Origin of the sequence: Citrobacter sp. Marseille-Q6884, assembly GCF_945906775.1 — a bacterium.
Lineage (GTDB): Bacteria > Pseudomonadota > Gammaproteobacteria > Enterobacterales > Enterobacteriaceae > Citrobacter.
Window position 1 is genome coordinate 221,516 of sequence record NZ_CAMDRE010000003.1, and the last position, 20,814, is coordinate 242,329.

Consider the following 20,814-nt stretch of genomic DNA (forward strand, 5'->3'; position numbering starts at 1 on the left):
CGAATTTCGTAAGCAGCATAAATGCCCTTAATCTTTATCCTACATATTTCAGGTTGTTGGGGTTTACCATGTACAAAGACCATTTTCCACAAGCGTGTCCTTCATCGATAAAAGAGGGCCAGTCATGCTGGCGGGTATTTATTGATATGGACGTAGACAACCCGTCGAAAATAAAAACCAGCGTCGAATTAATAGAAGTTGGCGTAAAAACAATTCGAATGAAAAAGAATGCGGCAGAAGGCAGTGAAAAAACTGTTTTTCTTGTGGATAAAATCCCTGGAATCACATTTATCAAAATTCGGCCTAGCGACAAAAAGCCAAGCGTCTGGAATACAAGCATCAGCAGTTTCTATAAACATGACGTGGAAATCGGGAAAACATTCCCCGTTGGTATCAGAACGACTAAAAGCGCTGCGTTTCGTACAGCAACAAAAAAAGTTGAACAGAGTATGCAAGAATACACTGATACTATAGCTAAGCTTGAAAACGACTATGTTAAGAATGAGACGGAGATTGCTGAGTACAAAAATGAACTCGCTGCTTACCAAACAATACTCCAAACCCTAAAACGTATGGCAAAAAGGCATCTCAAGCAATAATACATTTCGTCTCTTTTCAGGTAAACAAAATGGAAACACAATGTATTTTCATTGCAGGTTTCAAAAATTGTTTCACTCTGGGCCATACATGTTTAGTATGGGGACATAACAAAGAGAACGCTGGCGAGTACGCTGGCATAAAGATCACCTTTCCCGGCCTGGCCGGGATTTTTTTTGTCTGATGTGCCGTCCTTCTCACCACAAACTTAATATCCTGACTATTTTTATGGATGTGCAGTGCAATTATTTAACGAATTACCATTCGTCACCAGACCGGACAGGCTGATAATAATGTCATCCGATACAGAGCTGGGGAGGGTGTATGACTAATCGTGGCTATAGCAAAGTAATTATCGAAGGTACTGTAGGCCGTGAGCCTGAAATCCGACAACACCCTACCCACGGCATCTACGCAAAGATTTATGTAACAACATCTGAGTCCTCAATGGAGGATAAATCTGGTCTGGAGAAAATTACGGAAGAACACTATCAGATCATTTTGCTTGGTCAATTTGCTGATGTGGCCCGCAATCATCTTCATGTCGGGACAGGAGTGTACCTGGAGGCCCAATTGCGTACCCGCCTAATCAAGGAGGATGGTAAAGAACGCTTCTTTATGGACGTACTTGTCAACCCCGTGAAGGGGCATGTTCTTCGCAAAGTCAATGTAGGCGGTAATAAACTGGTGAGTCGTCACCTCCAGCAGAACCGTGGGCAGGATCACCGGCAGAATACCAGTTATAGCCGCAGGCCACAAAACACGAACGCGAGGCCAGCAACACCACGCAACTCGCCCCCAACAATGGAAAATTATTATTTGGGAAATCAGGATGAAGTTCCAGGAAGCACTGGTGCTTATGGAACTGAGATAGCCTTTTAATGATTAGCAGCATATCTGTTTTAATTTGTATCATAACTAATGGGGAATTATTGCCGTGAATGAATTCAATAACGCACTCCAGACGATACTGGAAAATGGGTCTATGTCATATGGCCAGGCTGCTATTTATGCCGGTGGTGCAATTTGCGTTGCGGCCCTTTTTTCGGCGATACTCAGAAGTGGACTACTGGTAATTTTGGGAATTGTCTCAGGCTTTTATCTGTTCAGTCTCAACACTCCAGACAGTACACTGGCGTATACTGCTGCTGCCTCAGACCGTCTCATCGAGCAGGTTAAAGCTGTCGGTGGATGCGCCACTAGACACATTGAGGATGCGCAAACTCTGGGTATCATCATAAAAAATGGCGATGTTATCGAGATAGCAAAGCAGTGCGGTATTATAAAATAATAACCGTAGCATATTATGATTGATGAATGCCTGAATGGTAATCTGCTCGCGGATTACCATTATTTTTTGAGATGTCTTATAGAACTTATCTAAAATTACATACGACTGTCATGACAGTATAAGGTCTTTATGAAAAACGTCGTCAAAACTTTACTACCCTCAGTGAACACTGGTGATCAAGACGAAAGCGTAAAATCGGATACGCTGACTGGCACTACTAAACCCTGCGACCACGGACTGGTTCATAATCATCTTTTAGGGCAGGAGGCCTGTTACTATGCCAAACACTAACGACTCGCTGACAGGACTCAACGTCGAGCTCGTTGGTGCATCGAAACAAGAGTTTACTCTCCTCACTGAAAACCATCTGATGCGCCGCATCATAGTGGCTTTATCTGAGTTAATGCGTAACGCGGAAGGCGTGATGATTGATTCTCATGTTTACCCGTGGGATCAAGTTCTCCCTGCTGCGATGGACATTCCATCATCCAACGCTTCTGATGAAGAGATACAGAACTGGATGATCAGTGCCTGTAAGGAGTGGCAGTGCGAATACAATCGCCGGGTTCAGTCGTTTACCGCATCAGAAGTAAAAAGCAAAAGCGACACCGAGAACGATAACCTATTCCTGCTGAATATCACCAACCTAGCCCATATGCTGATTGACCGGTTACTGCCGTTTGTCAGTATCGAGGAGATTAATCATGAGGATCCAGATTTACTCCCCCAAGTTATTGATATCGTGAATTATATGGTTGGTGTTATAAATGGTACAACCAGCACACAACAAGTCAGACAAGAATTGTTTACTGCCGGTGCTGATGACGCAGTATTTGCACTCAAACTAAAGCACAAAGAGCTAACCAGCCGGGGTGAAGATGCTGGATGGCTTGAAGAGGCAATGAAGATAATCGAAGAAAACAAACGCCAATCCATCGACTTTATGCAGCGCAGCTAATCGTTCCCATAATAAAAGGGTAATGCTATGAGTAAACATCTGTACTGTATTAAGGGTGTTTTAAAACCCAGGAAATTTTCTGTAAGTCTGATAAGAAATAAACTTAGCTCATTTGGTTTAAGGGGAAGTACTCTTCGTAGCGAAACCGCTCGCATTCTTGCCGGGCCAATAGATGGTATTAAGGGTACGTATCCCTTCGGCTGGTCAGAAGAACATTTTGACCGCAGGATGAAACGCATATTCATTCGCGCCGGTAATGCTTCCAGACTTTCTGATAATCGTCCATTTGCATTAAAACGACGCAGCGCTTTAACTATCAGTAAAAAGTATCTTTCTGTGTAACCACCAGCAGACGAGTTTTACTCGTCTGCCTGGCCCCATGCCTCTAATCTTCGCACCCGAAATGAAGTTGCCTGGAGTTCTCCTGATGAAGTTAACTCAAATGAAACTGTAAGATCGTTTTTGTTCCGGTACTTCCATACATAGCCATTTTGCTGCAATGTTTTGAGTGACTTACGTAGGTTGGGCTCAGCTACATCCTGGCTGTCTGGAACAGAGTTAATAAACCCCAGCAACCTGGTGAATGGCACTATCGCAGTGCCTTTTTCTTTGCACAAAAGAAGAAGTACCAACGCATCCTTCTGAATACGGGAAAAGCGCTCCAGGCGATGTTCAGTACCATCTCCCTGCATATTGGCATTGTTCATAATCAACCTAATCATATGGGATATGATTAAGGTTAAAAAACACCCCCCGTTTTGTCACCCTTTTTTTTTCTTACTCACCACTTAAAGCAGTAAGCTCAGTTCGATAAATCTGAATTAAATAAGGCGAGGTTATATGAAAACGAAATTATTGCTGGCGCTAATTGCGGGATCGACTTTCTGCATCAATATTGCTGAAGCCAATATTCCTCTTAGAGCAGATGGAAGTCCGGCAGCGGGGCAGACACCAACTCAGTTCATTCAGCTTAAAAATGAATGTCCTGAATGCGTCATGGTCGCAACTGATGTAGTAAAGATGCGTAGCGATAGCTGTAAACAGCAGGCATCCATCGATTCTACAATCCTACAGGATCCTGTTTACGCATATCTCAACAGTATCCGTCTGGTAGTTGCCGGGAATGGTGGTTATGCAAGTCCAATCTATACATCCGCCCGTCAGGTCGTAGCGTCAAACATCAATTGCAGTGATGCAAACGACTGGGTAGCGAGAAGTAAAACGGTAATGGATAACACCTTCAAAACGCCGTAAACAATCCCTGAATATTTCGTTGCAGTAATGCTATCCCGTAGTATGACGTTAAAGGCGGAGCTTTGAATCGGGAAAAAATAACTACTGCACTTAGAGGTATTTATATGGGTCGTCACTTTACTGGTCTGATTGATAGTTCGCAGCAAAATTTTACAATGCCAATCCGTCCGTATGGACGGAGCCGCATGGCTGCAAAATTAAAAGGAATCTCCCGATTGAAAAAATCTGAAAAGCATGACGATGAATATCCTGATGAACTCTGGAAATTTATGAGTCCTTCAGAGAAAGCTAAGGAAGGTGCGAATAAGCAGGTCATTTCTTCCCAAGCTGACTCGCTGATTAAAATTTCGCGGATCTGGGCCGATTTTTTTCCCGCAAACACATCGAATCAGCCTATTTAGGCTATTTTTTCCACCATTTCTGGCGTTATTTCCGGTTTTTACTGAGATCTCTCCCACTGACGTATCATTTGGTCCACCCGAAACAGGTTGGCCAGGGTGAATAACATCGCCAGTTGGTTATCGTTTTTCAGCAGCCCTTTGTATCTGGCTTTCACGAAGCCGAACTGCCGCTTGATGATGCGAAACGGGTGCTCCACCCTGGCACGGATGCTGGCTTTCATGTATTCGATGTTGATGGCCGTTTTGTTCTTGCGCGGATGCTGCTTCAAGGTTTTTACCTTGCCGGGACGCTCGGCGATCAGCCAGTCCACATCCACCTCGGCCAGCTCCTCGCGCTGTGGCGCTCCTTGGTAGCCGGCATCGGCTGAGACAAATTGCTCCTCTCCATGAAGCAGATTACCCAGCTGATTGAGGTCATGCTCGTTGGCCGCGGTGGTGACTAGGCTGTGGGTCAGGCCACTCTTGGCATCGACACCAATGTGGGCCTTCATGCCAAAGTGCCACTGATTGCCTTTCTTGGTCTGATGCATCTCCGGATCGCGTTGCTGCTCTTTGTTCTTGGTAGAGCTGGGTGCCTCAATGATGGTGGCATCCACCAAAGTGCCTTGGGTCATCATGACGCCTGCTTCGGCCAGCCAGCGATTGATGGTCTTGAACAATTGACGGGCCAGTTGATGCTGCTCGAGCAGGTGGCGGAAATTCATGATGGTGGTGCGATCCGGCAGGGCGCTATCCAGGGATAATCGGGCAAACAGGCGCATGGAGGCGATTTCGTACAGGGCATCTTCCATGGCACCGTCGCTCAGGTTGTACCAATGCTGCATGCAGTGAATACGCAGCATGGTCTCCAGCGGATAGGGCCGTCGGCCATTGCCCGCCTTGGGATAAAACGGCTCGATGACTTCCACCATGTTTTGCCATGGCAGAATCTGCTCCATGCGGGAGAGGAAAATCTCTTTTCGGGTCTGACGGCGCTTAGTGCTGAATTCACTATCGGCGAAGGTGAGTTGATGGCTCATGATGTCCCTCTGGGATGCGCTCCGGATGAATATGATGATCTCATATCAGGAACTTGTTCGCACCTTCCCTTGGATGTGCTTTAAATGAATACCAATGGCAGTTCGCGTTTGAATTAGGTTATCGCCGTCACCACAAATAAACTTCATTTTTTCATAATTTGCTATTCGTCACTTGATTGACCGGGGGTACGATTAATTTAACACGGATAATTATGGGAGACAGTAAAATGACAGACGCATCTACAATAGACGCAGTTCAACCAAAGGCAAGACGCTTATCATTTAAAGAGCTTCCAGGGTTTGATATTTCTGCTGAAGCACTTCTCAAAATTATCGAAATGCCGTGTATGGTTATTCGCCGGTCTCCTGCAATGAAAGTACTGGAGATGATCACGCTGCGGTTACGTGGGGATTGTCTTTCTGCCCTTGGCATTGACTTAAACTCTGCCCAAATTACCAGTAAAGGGACGGTATCGGGGGGCAATGGTGATATGGACGTATCAGTACCTGCAACACAACTCTTTTCTTTAATCCGCAACATGCGCGGCGAAGATGAAATTAACGTCCGCTTCCATGCGGCAAAAAACCATCTTGTCATTCGCACCGACAAAAACTCCTATAACATCCCGGTTTGCTTAGACCATATACCCGAAATTCAGGCTGAGACGCTGGAACATAATTACAGCGTTTACTTTCCAACGCAGATGCTGAGTCAGATTATCAAGCGTGTCAGCCACGCTGCGGCTCAGAACGATGTCCGCTTTTATATGAATGGGGTCTACCTCGGTATCGATAATGGCCAATTTATTGCTGTAGCCACTGATGGACATCGTATGGCCGTCAGTTCTCATGATATCGACTTCAGCGATGACGTGGGCGATGAGATTCAATCTCCGACAGCTCCTACCTCTATCAGTAACACGAATGCAGGTGTGATTTTACCCAACGGGGTTTTCCCCGTGCTCCATAAAATCCTGAGCGGTAGCCAGGGTCAATTCAAAATTGACTACAGCAACCGTAACCTGACATTTACGCTCGGAAGCCATACAGTCATTTCAAATCTTGTCGATGGCCGTTACCCGGACTGGAAGCGCGTGGCCAGCACGGTAGCCAAAAATACTGAACTGTTTAAGGTTGATCCTTCTGAACTCACCACCGCACTAAAACGCGCAACCCCATTGCTTAAAGAGGGCTCGCCAAACAACACCAGTGTTTGTGTGATGTCATTCAAAGACAACGCCCTACAGCTTAAGTCGCCCGGCTCAAATGCAATCAGTTGCAAAGAGGTGATGGACATTGCGAAAGAGGCAGGCGAGCCCGAAACAATTGTTGATATCGGTATGAATGCCGATTACCTCCTGGAATCACTGGCAAGCCTGGGGGCGTGTTCGGAAGAAGGAGAAGCCGCACAGATTGCTTTGCGTGATACAACGACCGGCATATTGATTTCAGTAAACAAAAACAATTACGACATCATCATGCCTGTCCGTGTCTGACAAAACGCTCTCGTTTTGTCGGCCTTTTCGAAATAGCCAATTTCATGGGCGTGATAACGTTAAAACAAGCTTCCTGACGGGATGGCTATATGCCATCTCGCTCCCATTGGTCGCGATCACTGCGTCCTAATATTCTGGAGCCAGAATGAAATGAAAAGCGTTCTGAAGTGGGTAGGAGCCAAACACAACATTATGGCAAGTCTTAAGCATGTACTACCGAAAGGTGGTCGGCTTATTGAGCCCTTTGGCGGTTCAGGCGCTGTAATGATGAATACGAATTACCCAGAATACATTTTGGCCGATATTAATAGCGACCTGATCGATACATACCAGAGTATTTTTAAGTCGCCTGAAAAGGTACTTTCTGAGCTTAAACGCCTTTACTGTCTCGGGCGTTCTGAGGACGCCTATTATGAGCTGCGAAGCCAGTTCAATAATCATGATAGTGCAAGTGACACTCAAGCTGCTCTGTTTATCTATCTGAATAGGTTTGGCCATCGCGGACTATGCCGATACAACCGGAAAGGCATCTTTAACGTCCCCTGGGGTTATTACGCCAACCCCTATCTCCCAGAGACAGAGTTATACGCAATGGCTGAGAAAATGTCCTCAGCAACTTTACTTTGCGCCAGCTTCCAGACCACGCTATCAATGGCCCGCCCGGGTGATGTGGTGTATTGCGACCCACCATATGTTAATCCCGGCAGATTCACGGCTTACCATGCCAGCGGTTTTACACCCGCTATGCAGATTGAGCTTACCAAACTGCTCCAGTTGCTGCCTGAACGCGGGGTTCATGTCATCGCATCATGCCACGATGCGCCTGATATTCGTGAGCTTTATCAAGCCTTCGCTATTCATGGTGTGACTGCCCGGAGAAGCATATTTAAAGGCAGCGGGGATGGGAAAAAAGCTTCAGAAATCTTCGCGGTCAAATTAGCGGATAACTCGAAAAAGGGAGCTGCGGCATGAAACGCTTCCATTGTTCTGAAAAGCTGCATAACCCAGAGACTGAGAAATTTTGTCAGGATATCGCCGAACAATATCGGACAGCACCTGATATTGCCGTGGCGCAGTTTAAACAAGTGCTGAGCTCTAAGCCTCTAACTTACTGGGAGTGTGTCGTGATCCGCGAGCGTGTCTCTGACCTTATTAAAATTAATCAAGCAACAGCTGAGGGCCACGATGAGCCAATTTAAACCCAAAAGCCTTGTAGTCTACCGCATCCAAAAAGCTCTGGAATTAGACAAGCTGGATGAACAGTTAAGTGAGTTGAAATACACTCCCTGCGGGCCTAATGATATGGCACGGTCAGGATGGATCCCGCCATTGGGTGAAGATGTCGAGCTGTTAAAGCATGAGTCGAATAATCTCATTCTTCTGACTGTTAAGCACGAATCGAAAATACTTCCTCCCGCGACCATCAAAGAAATTGTGCGAACCCGGGTTCAGAAACTGGAGAAAGAGCAAAACCGCAGGCTAAAGAAAATGGAGATCCAGGCCGTCAACGATGCCGTGCTCGCTGAGCTCATACCAAAGGCTTTCAGCAAATACAGCACTACAAACATTTGGGTGGATACTAAATCACGTCTACTGCTTGTTGAGACCACCAGCCATAAAAAAGCAGATGATGTAACAGCTTTGCTACGTAAAACTATTGGCTCACTTCCAATTATCCCATTCACGCTGGAAACGCCGGTAGAACTGACGTTAACAGAGTGGGTCAAAACAGGAAGTCTGCCGCCTGGCCTAGCTTTATGCGACGAAGCCACGCTCAAAGATGTGCTCGAAAACGGGGGGGTCGTTACAACAAAACGCCAGGATTTGATATGTGATGAGATCGCTCATCACATCGAGGCCGGAAAGCTTGTGACAAAGGTTGCACTGGGCTGGATGAACCAGATGTTTTTCATCCTGAATGACAATTTCATCTTTTCACGACTGACCTTTACGGAAGAACTTATTGAACAGAACGATGACATTTCGCCAGAAGATCACGCCCAAAGATTTGATGCCGATTTCGTTTTGTTTACCTCTGTTGTTATGGAGGTTCTGGACACAATGATAAAAGCCCTCGGGGGTGAAAGCCCAGGACTCATCACAACGCCGTCAGACGAACAACAAGGTGTCGCGGCAGAAGCCAAACAACCAGAAAAAACCTTCCATTAAAGGGCTGAGAGATGATTACAGCTACAGAACTCCAAGAGTTATCACGCCAGGTTGAAAATGCTAACATTGCCCGAGCCCTGGCAGTTAAAGAGTTGGTTAAAGAGACAAGAGATCGTCAGTTTTCATTGTGGGCGCTATTTATTGGTCTCTTCAGAGAGACACCGGCGCGAAAAAAGCTGAACGAATGTGAATTGCATCTTAACCTGCTGCTGCCAAAATGCAGGAGCATCTTTCTTCAATACGTAGTTATGTCCTCGTTGGAAGAAATTTCGAAATCACCAGATTGTGAGATTTATCAGCATCTAGTCAACTGCTGGAAAGAAGCTCAGATAAAATATAACGAGTCAGGCAGACGACTCAAACTTGCAGAAAATGCCCGTGAACTATTAAAAACAGCAAAGGATGAATGTAATAGTGCTTCCACAACTGAATTTCTGGATATGGTTACTACCAGTAAAGCAATATCCATACTTTCAGCAATAGACACATCCTCTGCGAGTAGTTCGTTAAAGAGAGCTATGGGTGCGCTTAAGCGATTAGCAGATGAAATGCCTGCCCGGCAATCACCTATTGATTCAAATTTACCAGATGACACGCTTGATCTGTTTGTCGATCTGACTATAAATCCTGTTATCGATATTCTCTCCTGGTTAAATATTGAAAAGCTGGATAATGCCGAAGTGCAGTGCAGCAAAGCCTTAAAGAAACTTCAGACGTTATTAGGACAACTGGGTGCTGTGACCTGCCCCCACGATTAGATACAACACTCAGTTAGTAACGTCGGAATCTTCATTCTCAGAATGACCCTTTCTCCAGCCCGCTGCAAATTCAGACGGTGTCTGATAATTCAGCGTGGAGTGCGGGCGGCATTCGTTATAATCCTGCCGCCAGTCATTAATAATTTTCCTGGCATGAACGATATCGCTGAACCAGTGCTCATTCAAACATTCATCGCGAAATCGTCCGTTAAAGCTCTCAATAAATCCGTTCTGCGTTGGCTTGCCCGGCTGGATTAAGCGCAACTCAACACCATGCTCAAAGGCCCATTGATCCAGTGCACGGCAAGTGAACTCCGGCCCCTGGTCAGTTCTTATCGTCGCCGGATAGCCTCGAAACAGTGCAATGCTGTCCAGAATACGCGTGACCTGAACGCCTGAAATCCCAAAGGCAACAGTGACCGTCAGGCATTCCTTTGTGAAATCATCGACGCAGGTAAGACACTTGATCCTGCGACCGGTGGAAAGTGCGTCCATGACGAAATCCATCGACCAGGTCAGATTGGGCGCCGCCGGACGGAGCAGCGGCAGACGTTCTGTTGCCAGCCCTTTACGACGTCTTCTGCGTTTTACGCCCAGGCCACTGAGGTGATAAAGCCGGTACACGCGCTTATGATTAACATGAAGCCCTTCACGGCGCAGCAACTGCCAAATACGACGGTAGCCAAAACGCCTGCGCTCCAGTGCCAGCTCAGTGATGCGCCCTGATAAATGCGCATCAGCAGCCGGACGGTGAGCCTCATAGCGGCAGGTCGACAGGGATAAACCTGTAAGCCTGCAGGCACGACGTTGCGACAGACCGGTCGCATCACACATCAACATCACGGCTTCCCGCTTCTGGTCTGTCGTCAGTACTTTCGCCCAAGAGCCACCTGAAGCGCCTCTTTATCCAGCATGGCTTCGGCAAGCAGCTTCTTGAGTCTGGTGTTCTCTTCCTCAAGCGACTTCAGGCGCTTAACTTCAGGCACCTCCATACCGCCATACTTCTTACGCCAGGTGTAAAACGTGGCATCGGAAATGGCATGCTTGCGGCAGAGTTCACGGGCGGGTACCCCAGCTTCGGCTTCGCGGAGAATACTGATGATCTGTTCGTCGGAAAAACGCTTCTTCATGGGGATGTCCTCATGTGGCTTATGAAGACATTACTAACATCGGGGTGTACTAATCAACGGGGAGCAGGTCAGCTGAGCATGATTTGAGAACTAAGGATTATCAATCTCAATTAGATACGCTTAAGAGAATTGAACAACCATACATCAAAAAGGTGATGCGGCATATACCCGAAAATATGAAGTTCAAGGAGCCTGAGTATCTCCAGACTATAGGAATGAACCCATGACTCTAAAATATATAATCGCTCTCGCAATATTTCTGACATTTGTGTGCTTTGCAGCTTTCATACTTATCTACGCGAGTCGAACAAAACGAGAACAACAACAAACTCAGCAACCTTTGGACGAGCATGATCAGCAGGCAGATATTAATGCCGATGCCGACGAGAACGCCGCACTTGATGGGTTGAGCGAGTACTTCATCAAAAAAAATTCGATATTGCCAAAAGTCCTGATGGATCTTTATGTGCGCTTGAGTGCGGTGTTCAATGGTCAGTACATTATCGCACCCCAGGTGCTTGCCCGGGACTTAGTAGAGCTGGAGCTCGAAGATGAACCGGTTGCCCCGGTTGACGTACTTCAGGCGCAACAGTACGCAGATGAATTCGTGTTCGATTTTGTTCTCTCCGATGCGCATACCGGGGAACTAGTGCTAGCAATGATCAATGAAGATGCTATCAGCGCTCAGCCTGAAGGAGAGTTCATTATTGCCCTTTTTAAAAGAACTCACATTCCTGTCTTTCGCTATGAAACGTTGTCAGGCTTGGACGATAACGCCCTGGCAGTCAACATCGCTGAATCAATAGACGATGGCCGATTCTCTTAGTTCCACAAGGAATTTATTATGTCTCTGTCAAAAAAACAAAGAATAGTACTGAGGGCTAAATTTGGTGGTCGATGTGCATATTGTGGCGAGGTACTGAAAGAAAAAGGTTGGCACGCTGATCACGTAGAACCTGTGCTAAGGAAATCCGTCCAGGATATGCAAGCTGCGGCCAGAGGGAAATTTAAGCTTAAGGCTACCGGTGAAGTGTTTAATGAAAGTGCCAACTGCTTAGAAAATCTTTTCCCAGCCTGTGCGCCCTGCAATCTGCTCAAAACAACATATTCACTGGAAATGTTCCGCAAACAAATAAGTTTACAGGTTGAAAGGGCACGGAAGAGTAGTATGAATTTCAGAACGGCAGAAAGATTCGGCCAGATAAGCATTGTAGAGAAACCCATTGTTTTCTGGTTTGAACAGTATTCAGAGAAAAATGGTGCTATCAAATAAACGACTAATTTAACATTATCATGGCGCGTATCGCGCACTGCTTCGTCAAATATTCAGCCGTGATAATATTGTTTAGTAGGCCCATTACGGAGCGTATATGACTAATCATACAAACTGGACTGGAGACCTGACCGAAGGCGCAACTATATTTGTAGCCACACCAGATGGCCAGCTCAGCAAATGTAGAGTCGAGTCCGTTCGAGACCGACATTTCTCGGTCGAGGGTATTGAACGTGAATTCGATAAGTTGAATGCCTGCTCAGTTGATGGGTTACTACACTCTTACCCCGACGATTTCGAGTCGAGGGAGTTATTTGGTCTGTGCCAGCAAAAAAACAGGCTCAAGTCTCTGCAAATTGATTCATTATCGTTACAGCAAGTCCAGTACATGCTGGCTGGCCTGGAACTTGCCAGGAAGAGATATGGATACCAGTACCGAGGCAGCAAAGCCGTAGATACCAATCAGAAGGGTAGACTGGCCATGAGCATTGATGATTCGCTTCACCCAATTCAGATCGCTTATATACTGGCAGGTTTAAAATTATCTCTCCTTCAAACAGAGGTGAACCATGACTGCTAACCAACGTAAACGTCCTTCGCGTAACAATCGAGCTGTCCAGTTAACGTCCGAGCAGCTGGTAGAAGCGAAGACGCTTGACCTGAAAGCCCACCATTCGTTTAAAAACCTTATGGGTCTTGCTGCAATCAGTGTCGTGGTGTTTGTCTGTCTTGGCTCCTTGATCCATAAACAACGCTCAGTAATGAACGAATGGGACCTGGGTGAAGTGATCAGAGGCGTTGATTTGAAAGCCGGAACCCTCGCAAAAAACAACTTTTTCATCACCAACAAAGGGCAGTTTGAAGCAAGTGGCGTTACAGTGTCACTTACGGGTACAAAACTGAAATTACAGCAGCATCAGGACGGAAAATATTACGTTTGTAATTCTGCAACAGGTGATTGTGTTCTGGTATCCGATGTACAAGCTGAAAAAATTCGTGACCAGCTGTAGCGAGGGGAAAATATCGGTTACTGTCACCGGTAACCGAAGGAACCTTCGTATATGTCACGACAAGAAGCCGCAACGCAGTTATTTATGTCTGCACCACCAGCAAGTATTGATGTCGTTATTGAGCAGCTGGAAAGGGACGCTCAAGCAGCCGGTATCGATATCCATACAATCTCTGTAATGGCCAGCCTGTTACGTGATCGAATAGAAGCATACAGTGACGTGCTTAAAATCGAGCCTGAGCGGGTGATACACGCACTTGAGGTACTGCGAGGTACGGAAGTGCCGTGGGCTTTTTACACTCCGTCCAGGCTACCTGAGCTTGAAGATGTTCATTGCTGGGAAACTCCTCACGATTTTGACCAAGACCTAGGTGAACACCAGCTGCGGCGCTATATTTGCCCTAAATGCGAGCATGAATCAACCGACCCAATGCGCTGCACGGCTGGCCATGCTCCTGGAGTTAACCAGTATCCTGAAAGCTGTGATGCCACTATCTGGAATTCGCCCGATTCTTGGGATAGTATTAACCCTATAATAAAATTAATTATCAAATCTACGTTCCTGGCTGACCTGACTGTTCATACAATCTTCTATCCGAAAGGGTTGAAGCTTCCTGAAATTCAGGACGTTGAGTAGTCTGCTTCGGGCTCTGTGATCTGATAGTTATATATACCTCATTTAAGACCCCTTACTGGGGTCTCTTTTTTTGGACTTCCGCCGTGCTATGTACTTCACGGTATCCCCAAATATCCCGGCTTATGTAGTTCGTCGATTTGCTTCGTCACCTGCCATACCTGTCTCATAATTTCTCTATTTGGAGAAATCTGATGAACCTACCGACAGCTGTATTAGCGAATAACGATGAAAATGAATCAGACGTCCTCAGCCTTTATGCTAATCCCGTAGACAGTCAAAGTGGCCTCATTGAACATGACGGCTTTCAAAAACTAAATGCCATGCGCGATCTGCTGGTGGAATACAACACAACACTGAAGCACATGCAGGCCATGTATGATGCAGTGATGCGGAACCGGCATGATGAAGCATGGCGCATGTTCTGTGATTCTTGTGACAATTCCATCAAATATACGCTGGCTGTAGAAAATTTGTTCTGTATAGAACGGGCCCGCTGTGCTCTCGATGAAAAGTACTGGCAAAAGCTGCTCGATCTGACCGGCGTAAAACCATTTATGCCCACCGAAAGATACGATGACTGGAACGAAGGATTGAGGGCATGGCGAAAATCATCAGAATCAAATTTTGAGAAGCTTAAGCCTGTACCCTTCAACGAAGAAAGTATCTTTTCTACCGCATTCGCATTGAATGAAGAGAAAAAAGACTACTTCGCCCAGATGGTTCATGGTGTGTTTGAAAAGCTCTCCGCTCTGCATAAGACTAACCGTGCCCAGGGCTTCAGCAACAAACTCATCATAGCCAGCTGCTTACCAAGTAGAGATAACCGCAGATCCTATGACTATCTCAACTATTTTAATGACCTTCGTAAGGTTATTGGACTGATGTATGGACGAAGCGGTGCTGAGGATGTGAATTCGGCTGCGGTCAAAGAGTACATGATGAGTAACCCTGGCGAATGGGTAAGTATTGATAACGATAGTCTTAAAGTGAAGGGGTTTATTAACGGCAATGTGCATATCCTGATTGAGGAGGAAACTTGTGACAATCTCAATCTGGTACTATCCCATTTAATGCCAGGCTGCATTCCTCTCGATCGCCGATACACCACCGGCCATAACTCCGCAAGAACTGTAAAAACCAATGAATATCGGTCGCAGTTGATATCATTCTCTGCTGTTAACTCCTTAATATCATATGCCACTGACCATTTGAACGCGGGCAAACACCTGTCACCGGGGCCGCACACTTTTATCCTGCGGGACAACCAGTCTGTTAGTGAGAAAAAAGAACTGGTGAACATATGGGAGTCATTGGGTGCTGTCAGAAGATATAGAGAAGTATATGACTTTGACTTTAGCCCCGTTGAAGCATTCAAACTTCTGGCATTACATGGTTCTATACCTGACCGCTATACGCACCAGTTCTATGCAACGGTCGGAGAACTCCAGAAACGAGCAATTGATGAATGTATGGTGGCTTCAGGTATGCGTTTGCTGGAACCGAATATCGGTCTTGGTGCGCTACTGAAAGGGTTACCAGAGGGGGTGGATGTTACTGGTTTTGATATACACCCCGCAGCTGTTGCAATTACTGGCCTGCGCTGGAACGTCACCCTTAATGATTTTCTATTGGTCAAGCCTGAAAATACCGGCTTGTTTGAAAGAATTCTGATGAATCCTCCATTTAGGGAAGGTGCGAACAAGTTCCTGATATGAGATCATCATATTCATCCGGAGCGCATCCCAGAGGGACATCATGAGCCATCAACTCACCTTCGCCGATAGTGAATTCAGCACTAAGCGCCGTCAGACCCGAAAAGAGATTTTCCTCTCCCGCATGGAGCAGATTCTGCCATGGCAGAATATGACCGCTGTCATCGAGCCGTTTTATCCCAAGGCGGGCAATGGCCGACGGCCCTATCCGCTGGAGACCATGCTGCGTATTCACTGCATGCAGCATTGGTACAACCTGAGCGACGGTGCCATGGAAGATGCCCTGTACGAAATCGCCTCCATGCGCCTGTTTGCCCGATTATCCCTGGATAGCGCCCTGCCGGATCGCACCACCATCATGAATTTCCGCCACCTGCTCGAGCAGCATCAACTGGCCCGTCAATTGTTCAAGACCATCAATCGCTGGCTGGCCGAAGCAGGCGTCATGATGACCCAAGGCACTTTGGTGGATGCCACCATCATTGAGGCACCCAGCTCGACCAAGAACAAAGAGCAGCAACGCGATCCGGAGATGCATCAGACCAAGAAAGGCAATCAGTGGCACTTTGGCATGAAGGCCCACATTGGTGTCGATGCCAAGAGTGGCCTGACCCACAGCCTGGTCACCACCGCGGCCAACGAGCATGACCTCAATCAGCTGGGTAATCTGCTTCATGGAGAGGAGCAATTTGTCTCAGCCGATGCCGGCTACCAAGGAGCGCCACAGCGCGAGGAGCTGGCCGAGGTGGATGTGGACTGGCTGATCGCCGAGCGTCCCGGCAAGGTAAAAACCTTGAAGCAGCATCCGCGCAAGAACAAAACGGCCATCAACATCGAATACATGAAAGCCAGCATCCGTGCCAGGGTGGAGCACCCGTTTCGCATCATCAAGCGGCAGTTCGGCTTCGTGAAAGCCAGATACAAGGGGCTGCTGAAAAACGATAACCAACTGGCGATGTTATTCACCCTGGCCAACCTGTTTCGGGTGGACCAAATGATACGTCAGTGGGAGAGATCTCAGTAAAAACCGGAAATAACGCCAGAAATGGTGGAAAAAATAGCCTAAATAGGCTGATTCGATGTGTTTGCGGGAAAAAAATCGGCCCAGATCCGCGAAATTTTAATCAGCGAGTCAGCTTGGGAAGAAATGACCTGCTTATTCGCACCTTCCCTAATCTTGAACCAGGTGTGATATCCCGAATGCGTGAGTCCCTTAAAGCTAAGCTGGATGCTGATCGCATCCGTAAGAAGCGTGAAGGTAAGCGTATTTACCGTTGTCCATTATTTATTATGTGGGCTAAAGAATATTCCGAATCGGGTAAATGCCACTACCACATTTGTCTGCTGTTCAACAAAGACGCTTACTACCACCTTGGGGATTACGAACGAGAAGACAACCTGAGAGGGATGATTACAGGTGCATGGTACAGCGCTCTAGCGTTGCAACGGGATGATTGCCCTGACCTGGTGACATTCCCTGATAACTGTCGTTACGTACTAGATAACGAAGACCCTGACTTTGAGGATCATTACCAGGCACTGCTAACCCGGCTGGACTACCTGACCAAAGTTGAGTCTAAAGTGTTTGGTGAAGGGGATCGTAACTTCGGCTGTAGCCAAATCGATCTGTAAGTCGGCAATGGCCTTCTCAGTGAGAAGGCCATATTTGTATTGCCTCAACTAATTACTGAAATGCAGTTTCGTTACGCAATTTTCTATAGATTACTGATAGTCATCAGCAAGTCCGCTACTAAATAACGTTTCTGCATTTTCAGCATTAGCAACAGCATCCTGCACATCCTGCCGTTTCAAATCTAACACCCGTAATTTACCTTTTACTTCGGCGACGGATTCGATTCGCCTGTAAGCATCAGGATGGTGTTCGGCATATAGCGCCAGTCCTTTCAGTTTAGGCAAGGCATCAGCCAGATGCAGGCCATGTGGATCTACCAGGTCCACAATCATTTCGCCATCCTGTTCGGCAAAGAACAGGAAATCGGGACGAACAATCTTGTACTGTTCAGCTTCAACATAAGCGATTCCCAGTGACGACTGCCCTGTGTACTGTGGATTACGATACCAGAAAGCAAATCCTTCACGTTTGGTTTCGATCTCAAAAACCTTGGTTTCCCAATGGTTCAACAGAGCCGGATAGATCCCGTTTTCGTCACACAACAAATGGTGTTTCCAGACTGGAAGGTCAGCTTCCTTTTCACCTTCACGCACCCTGGTCATTTCAAACTTGTTCGCCGGCCTGACCAGATCCACATCCTGCGGTTCGGTACTCATTTCGACGATTTGACGATAGGCCTCTTTACGCTCATCTTTCAATGACTTGATTTGCGGTGTGTACTCGGCCAGCCACGCCTTCGCCAGTCTATCGGCCTCGCCATCGAAGTAATCCTGCACCTCCATCACCAGCCCCATGCCAGCAACGGTCACACGAGCTTCCATGATTGCTTCCAAATACTCCTCAGCATCCTCTTCTCGATCCGCGACCTTATCGGCCAGATATTCGACATAGGTACGTGAAACATCCGGGCTGAAAATTCGGGCTGCACGCCGGTAGGCGTCATCAATCACCGTTACGTCCGCCTCCTCCCAGAATTCGTTGAAGGTCATTGCTTTGTTCTTGAGGCTGGCAACCACAGCCTTACCATCTACGACGAGCACTGCATTGCGTTTGTTTTTGATTTTCTCGGCATTTTCTATCTGGAACTTGTCCAGAACAGCGTGCAAAGCAGCATGGGCTTTCCTGACTGCCCCATCAAGAATGCCGTCATCAACCAGTTCCTGTGCCAGCGCGGTCAGACGTCTGGCGGGTCTGGCTCCTTTCTGTGGTCGGGTTTGCGAAGGTAGCGCTTCAAATGCTTCCCATACGGCAGTTGAAGCAGCCGGGTTAGGTTTCATCTCCACAGGGTTAACCAGGATGCGTCCGCTTGGAGGAGAGGTATCATCGCCCTTAAACAAGGTATTGACGACATCTCTCACGGTATTGGTATTAAACTTGGGCAACAGGCATTCTACAGAGTTTAAACGCTCATTACCCGGAATACGCCTCGCCAATGGGGTACGCACCATACGCCCCAACAATTGCGTAATATGCGTCCTGTGGCTGGCTGCGCGGAAGGAAACCATCACTTCGGCACGTGGGCAATCCCAGCCAGTGCTGATGGCATCTTTAGCAATCAGTACTCGCATCCAGGTTGATTCCTGCACCCGCTGCGGTTCAATATAAGGCACCTGATGTTGGCCGAAACGTTGTGTGGTGTGTTCACCGAAGACATGAGCAACACTGTCAATGGACAATTCAGGATAACGGGAGAATAACGTATCCAGCCAACGCCCCACCTCATTCGGGTCAGGCGTATTAGGTACCTGGAATACCATTAGCGGCACTACTTCGCGCACGGTTTCCTGCTGTCTTGCGTACTCTGCCCAGGCATCGGTCGCTTCCCTGAGTTTGTCGGCAGCACGGCGTACCCACACGGTATCGAAGTCACCAGCTTCATCAGGCACACCCAGAATGATATCGTCCTTGATAAGTCCAGATTCCTGCACTTTAGCGGGGTCAACCACCACATTCGGCAGTTTGACATGATGACCAGCATTGGCAATGGCTTTGTCGAAACGTTCAACTGTGGCGGAAATACCCCACACTACTGGAATACCCTTCACTCCAGCCGAACCATTGATAAGCCGTTGTACAATAGTACTCTTAGCAGCTTCACTGGAAGCCGTTGACGAGCCCATCCCTCTGTGCGCTTCATCCAGCACTAAGTAAAGGGTCAGATCCGGGTCTTCGATGGTGTTCTGGATGGTATCCCACAGCGTATAAGCCTGTGCATCAGGGGCTGCTTCGAAAAGGCCGCCTTTATCATCGAACCCGCGCACCACGAGGCTTTTTTTGCCAAACTTCTGCGTGTTAAGGAAATAGATTTTTCCAGCCTGAAACTTACGCCGACTGAAGGGATGTTCAACTACCACCATATCGTTGTAGTTGATACGGTCACTCGCCTCCATCAGGCGAAAACGGGTTTGCTCATTCAGTGCTGGATCATCACTGAACCAGATCACCACCGCGCCGGGATCTGCATCGAAATTAAATTCGTCGTCACCATGAAACAATGCTTCAAATGCAGCAGCAGCCATGACGGTCTTACCCGCACCGGTTACAGCCGTTAAAGAGAAGGCGCTTTTGTCGCTCTCGTTGTGCCAGTAACGTCGAGCCTTCCTGAGATTCGCCAGAGCATCATGTACCGCATCGCGCTGATAGTCCTTGAGAGTAAATTTCATTCTGTCCATTCCCCACTGGTGAAGCTGAAATTGGTCAGGTACGACTCGTATAACCGCACTGGTTCAACATCTTTTGGCAAACGTTTTGTTACAGACTGGAAGTGACGGTCATCATCAGTAACGATGAAAGCCACGCACACGCCACTGGAGGTATCAATGGCTTCAATGAATGGGGTTGCTTGGTCTACATCTAGCAGTAGACCGTACGCATCGGTCACTTCCCATCCTTTAGTAGGTATTTTTTCAATACGTTCGCCGCGCGCACCCGCGCGTAGCCATAGCAACGGCGCAATGCGAACAAAGGCCAAGTTGTGGCTAACCGACTTCTCAGCTTCGTAGGTCAGAGTGAAAAACTCGGCATTTTCCTCAAAACCGTCAGACATTGGGAACTCGTCTGTAAACCTATAATTGACCTTAATCGGTTGTTCATTCGGCGTTTTGCCTGTGATAGCAGCTTGTACACGTGGTTTGGTGATATAATCACAGATCCCCCACTTTTCCCAATCAGGATCTCCAGGCCTTAAGCCCTGTTCGCGCAATTTTTTCTGTTCGTCGGCAGCGACTTCGTTGTTAGTGACGGAGATGCACTGGCGACGACCACCACCTCCGCCGCGACCGTGGCGGCGTCCGCACCCTGTTCGTGGTGATGTTCCTGGTGACAGCCTGCGTGGCGATGCTCTTCACTTTTGCAGCAGCCTGCATGGTGCTCACTGTGGCGGCTTTCGTGGTGATGTCCTTCACCCTTGCAGCAGCCTTCGTGTTGGTGCTCTGTATGTTTACAGCAACCTTCATGATGGTTTTGCATCATCGTCTC

The 20,814-nt window shown here is 47.4% G+C and carries 25 protein-coding genes and 1 pseudogene; 19 read left to right on the forward strand and 7 right to left on the reverse strand.

Annotated features, from left to right (window positions below):
- The first annotated feature begins 68 nt into the window (after positions 1-68).
- The 5 genes from N7268_RS24735 (at position 69) to N7268_RS24755 (ending at position 3,188) form a co-directional block, all read left to right on the forward strand.
- Positions 69-599: a hypothetical protein gene (locus N7268_RS24735; RefSeq protein WP_007372158.1), complete on the forward strand. Its 531-nt coding sequence runs from the start codon at positions 69-71 to the stop codon at positions 597-599.
- A 322-nt stretch (positions 600-921) separates the two neighbouring features.
- On the forward strand, positions 922-1,479 hold the full coding sequence (ssb, locus tag N7268_RS24740; RefSeq protein WP_008786804.1) for a single-stranded DNA-binding protein: 558 nt from the start codon (positions 922-924) through the stop codon (positions 1,477-1,479).
- Positions 1,480-1,534: 55 nt separating this feature from the next.
- On the forward strand, positions 1,535-1,888 hold the full coding sequence (locus N7268_RS24745; RefSeq protein WP_154050669.1) for a hypothetical protein: 354 nt from the start codon (positions 1,535-1,537) through the stop codon (positions 1,886-1,888).
- Positions 1,889-2,165: 277 nt separating this feature from the next.
- Positions 2,166-2,846 carry a hypothetical protein gene (locus N7268_RS24750; RefSeq protein ID WP_007372161.1) on the forward strand — a complete coding sequence of 227 codons (681 nt, stop codon included), beginning with the start codon at positions 2,166-2,168 and terminating at the stop codon, positions 2,844-2,846.
- Positions 2,847-2,873: 27 nt separating this feature from the next.
- Positions 2,874-3,188 (forward strand): hypothetical protein, encoded by a 315-nt coding sequence (locus tag N7268_RS24755; RefSeq protein WP_127649449.1) that lies wholly within the window; start codon positions 2,874-2,876, stop codon positions 3,186-3,188.
- A gap of 17 nt (positions 3,189-3,205) precedes the next feature.
- Here the strand turns inward: N7268_RS24755 and N7268_RS24760 are convergent, their stop codons facing one another.
- Positions 3,206-3,553, reverse strand: a complete 348-nt coding sequence (locus tag N7268_RS24760; protein ID WP_127649446.1) for a hypothetical protein — start codon at positions 3,551-3,553, stop codon at positions 3,206-3,208.
- Positions 3,554-3,686: 133 nt separating this feature from the next.
- On the opposite strand from N7268_RS24760, the gene N7268_RS24765 reads away from it, so the two are divergent.
- Positions 3,687-4,100 carry a hypothetical protein gene (locus N7268_RS24765; protein ID WP_007372162.1) on the forward strand — a complete coding sequence of 138 codons (414 nt, stop codon included), beginning with the start codon at positions 3,687-3,689 and terminating at the stop codon, positions 4,098-4,100.
- Between the two features lie 278 nt (positions 4,101-4,378).
- Here the strand turns inward: N7268_RS24765 and N7268_RS25150 are convergent, their stop codons facing one another.
- Both N7268_RS25150 and N7268_RS24775 read right to left on the reverse strand, forming a co-directional pair.
- Positions 4,379-4,558 (reverse strand): hypothetical protein, encoded by a 180-nt coding sequence (locus N7268_RS25150; RefSeq protein WP_313958471.1) that lies wholly within the window; start codon positions 4,556-4,558, stop codon positions 4,379-4,381.
- Entirely contained in the window at positions 4,540-5,520 is a 981-nt protein-coding gene (locus tag N7268_RS24775; RefSeq protein WP_000019473.1) for an IS5-like element ISKpn26 family transposase, read from the reverse strand. Before N7268_RS24775 ends, N7268_RS25150 begins: the two co-directional genes overlap by 19 nt.
- Before the next feature lie 227 nt (positions 5,521-5,747).
- On the opposite strand from N7268_RS24775, the gene dnaN reads away from it, so the two are divergent.
- The 5 genes from dnaN (at position 5,748) to N7268_RS24800 (ending at position 9,943) form a co-directional block, all read left to right on the forward strand.
- On the forward strand, positions 5,748-7,016 hold the full coding sequence (gene dnaN / locus N7268_RS24780) for a DNA polymerase III subunit beta (RefSeq protein ID WP_223307982.1): 1,269 nt from the start codon (positions 5,748-5,750) through the stop codon (positions 7,014-7,016).
- 150 nt (positions 7,017-7,166) lie between these two features.
- Positions 7,167-7,988 (forward strand): DNA adenine methylase, encoded by an 822-nt coding sequence (locus N7268_RS24785; protein WP_007372165.1) that lies wholly within the window; start codon positions 7,167-7,169, stop codon positions 7,986-7,988.
- On the forward strand, positions 7,985-8,215 hold the full coding sequence (locus N7268_RS24790) for a hypothetical protein (RefSeq protein ID WP_007372166.1): 231 nt from the start codon (positions 7,985-7,987) through the stop codon (positions 8,213-8,215). The genes N7268_RS24785 and N7268_RS24790 overlap by 4 nt, the downstream gene beginning before the upstream one ends.
- Positions 8,202-9,185 carry a recombination-associated protein RdgC gene (gene rdgC, locus N7268_RS24795; RefSeq protein WP_007372167.1) on the forward strand — a complete coding sequence of 328 codons (984 nt, stop codon included), beginning with the start codon at positions 8,202-8,204 and terminating at the stop codon, positions 9,183-9,185. The genes N7268_RS24790 and rdgC overlap by 14 nt, the downstream gene beginning before the upstream one ends.
- Before the next feature lie 11 nt (positions 9,186-9,196).
- Entirely contained in the window at positions 9,197-9,943 is a 747-nt protein-coding gene (locus N7268_RS24800; protein ID WP_260864725.1) for a hypothetical protein, read from the forward strand.
- Positions 9,944-9,952: 9 nt separating this feature from the next.
- Here the strand turns inward: N7268_RS24800 and N7268_RS24805 are convergent.
- Positions 9,953-11,073 (reverse strand): IS3-like element ISSen4 family transposase gene (locus tag N7268_RS24805; RefSeq protein WP_085950818.1). Its coding sequence is split into 2 segments (ribosomal slippage): positions 9,953-10,815 and positions 10,815-11,073, totalling 1,122 coding nucleotides; the frame shifts between segments, so codons are not numbered across the junction.
- A gap of 223 nt (positions 11,074-11,296) precedes the next feature.
- Between N7268_RS24805 and N7268_RS24810 the strand changes: the two genes are divergently transcribed.
- The 8 genes from N7268_RS24810 (at position 11,297) to N7268_RS24845 (ending at position 17,336) form a co-directional block, all read left to right on the forward strand.
- A complete protein-coding gene (locus N7268_RS24810; protein ID WP_223226832.1) occupies positions 11,297-11,899 on the forward strand; it encodes a hypothetical protein in 603 nt (200 codons plus the stop codon).
- Positions 11,900-11,917: 18 nt separating this feature from the next.
- Positions 11,918-12,346, forward strand: a complete 429-nt coding sequence (locus tag N7268_RS24815) for an HNH endonuclease (protein ID WP_032951321.1) — start codon at positions 11,918-11,920, stop codon at positions 12,344-12,346.
- A 97-nt stretch (positions 12,347-12,443) separates the two neighbouring features.
- Positions 12,444-12,926 carry a hypothetical protein gene (locus tag N7268_RS24820; protein WP_032951323.1) on the forward strand — a complete coding sequence of 161 codons (483 nt, stop codon included), beginning with the start codon at positions 12,444-12,446 and terminating at the stop codon, positions 12,924-12,926.
- Positions 12,916-13,356 (forward strand): hypothetical protein, encoded by a 441-nt coding sequence (locus N7268_RS24825; RefSeq protein WP_223226831.1) that lies wholly within the window; start codon positions 12,916-12,918, stop codon positions 13,354-13,356. Before N7268_RS24820 ends, N7268_RS24825 begins: the two co-directional genes overlap by 11 nt.
- A gap of 51 nt (positions 13,357-13,407) precedes the next feature.
- Complete coding sequence (locus N7268_RS24830) at positions 13,408-13,992, forward strand: hypothetical protein (RefSeq protein ID WP_032951326.1); 585 nt, start codon at positions 13,408-13,410, stop codon at positions 13,990-13,992.
- A 191-nt stretch (positions 13,993-14,183) separates the two neighbouring features.
- The gene (locus tag N7268_RS24835; protein ID WP_260864726.1) at positions 14,184-15,707 is read left to right on the forward strand and encodes a DUF4942 domain-containing protein; all 1,524 of its coding nucleotides are present in this window, start codon (positions 14,184-14,186) and stop codon (positions 15,705-15,707) included.
- A 40-nt stretch (positions 15,708-15,747) separates the two neighbouring features.
- On the forward strand, positions 15,748-16,728 hold the full coding sequence (locus tag N7268_RS24840; protein ID WP_000019445.1) for an IS5-like element ISKpn26 family transposase: 981 nt from the start codon (positions 15,748-15,750) through the stop codon (positions 16,726-16,728).
- Positions 16,729-16,802: 74 nt separating this feature from the next.
- Positions 16,803-17,336: an inovirus Gp2 family protein gene (locus N7268_RS24845; protein ID WP_373886939.1), complete on the forward strand. Its 534-nt coding sequence runs from the start codon at positions 16,803-16,805 to the stop codon at positions 17,334-17,336.
- 90 nt (positions 17,337-17,426) lie between these two features.
- Here the strand turns inward: N7268_RS24845 and N7268_RS24850 are convergent, their stop codons facing one another.
- The 3 genes and pseudogenes from N7268_RS24850 to N7268_RS24860 all read right to left on the reverse strand — a co-directional run.
- Positions 17,427-20,000: a DEAD/DEAH box helicase gene (locus N7268_RS24850; protein ID WP_043016716.1), complete on the reverse strand. Its 2,574-nt coding sequence runs from the start codon at positions 19,998-20,000 to the stop codon at positions 17,427-17,429.
- Positions 19,997-20,539, reverse strand: coding sequence for a hypothetical protein (locus tag N7268_RS24855; protein WP_226988882.1), 543 nt, complete (start codon positions 20,537-20,539; stop codon positions 19,997-19,999). Before N7268_RS24855 ends, N7268_RS24850 begins: the two co-directional genes overlap by 4 nt.
- Before the next feature lie 48 nt (positions 20,540-20,587).
- Positions 20,588-20,805: pseudogene (locus N7268_RS24860) on the reverse strand (PadR family transcriptional regulator); the annotation flags it as partial.
- Positions 20,806-20,814: the final 9 nt, after the last annotated feature.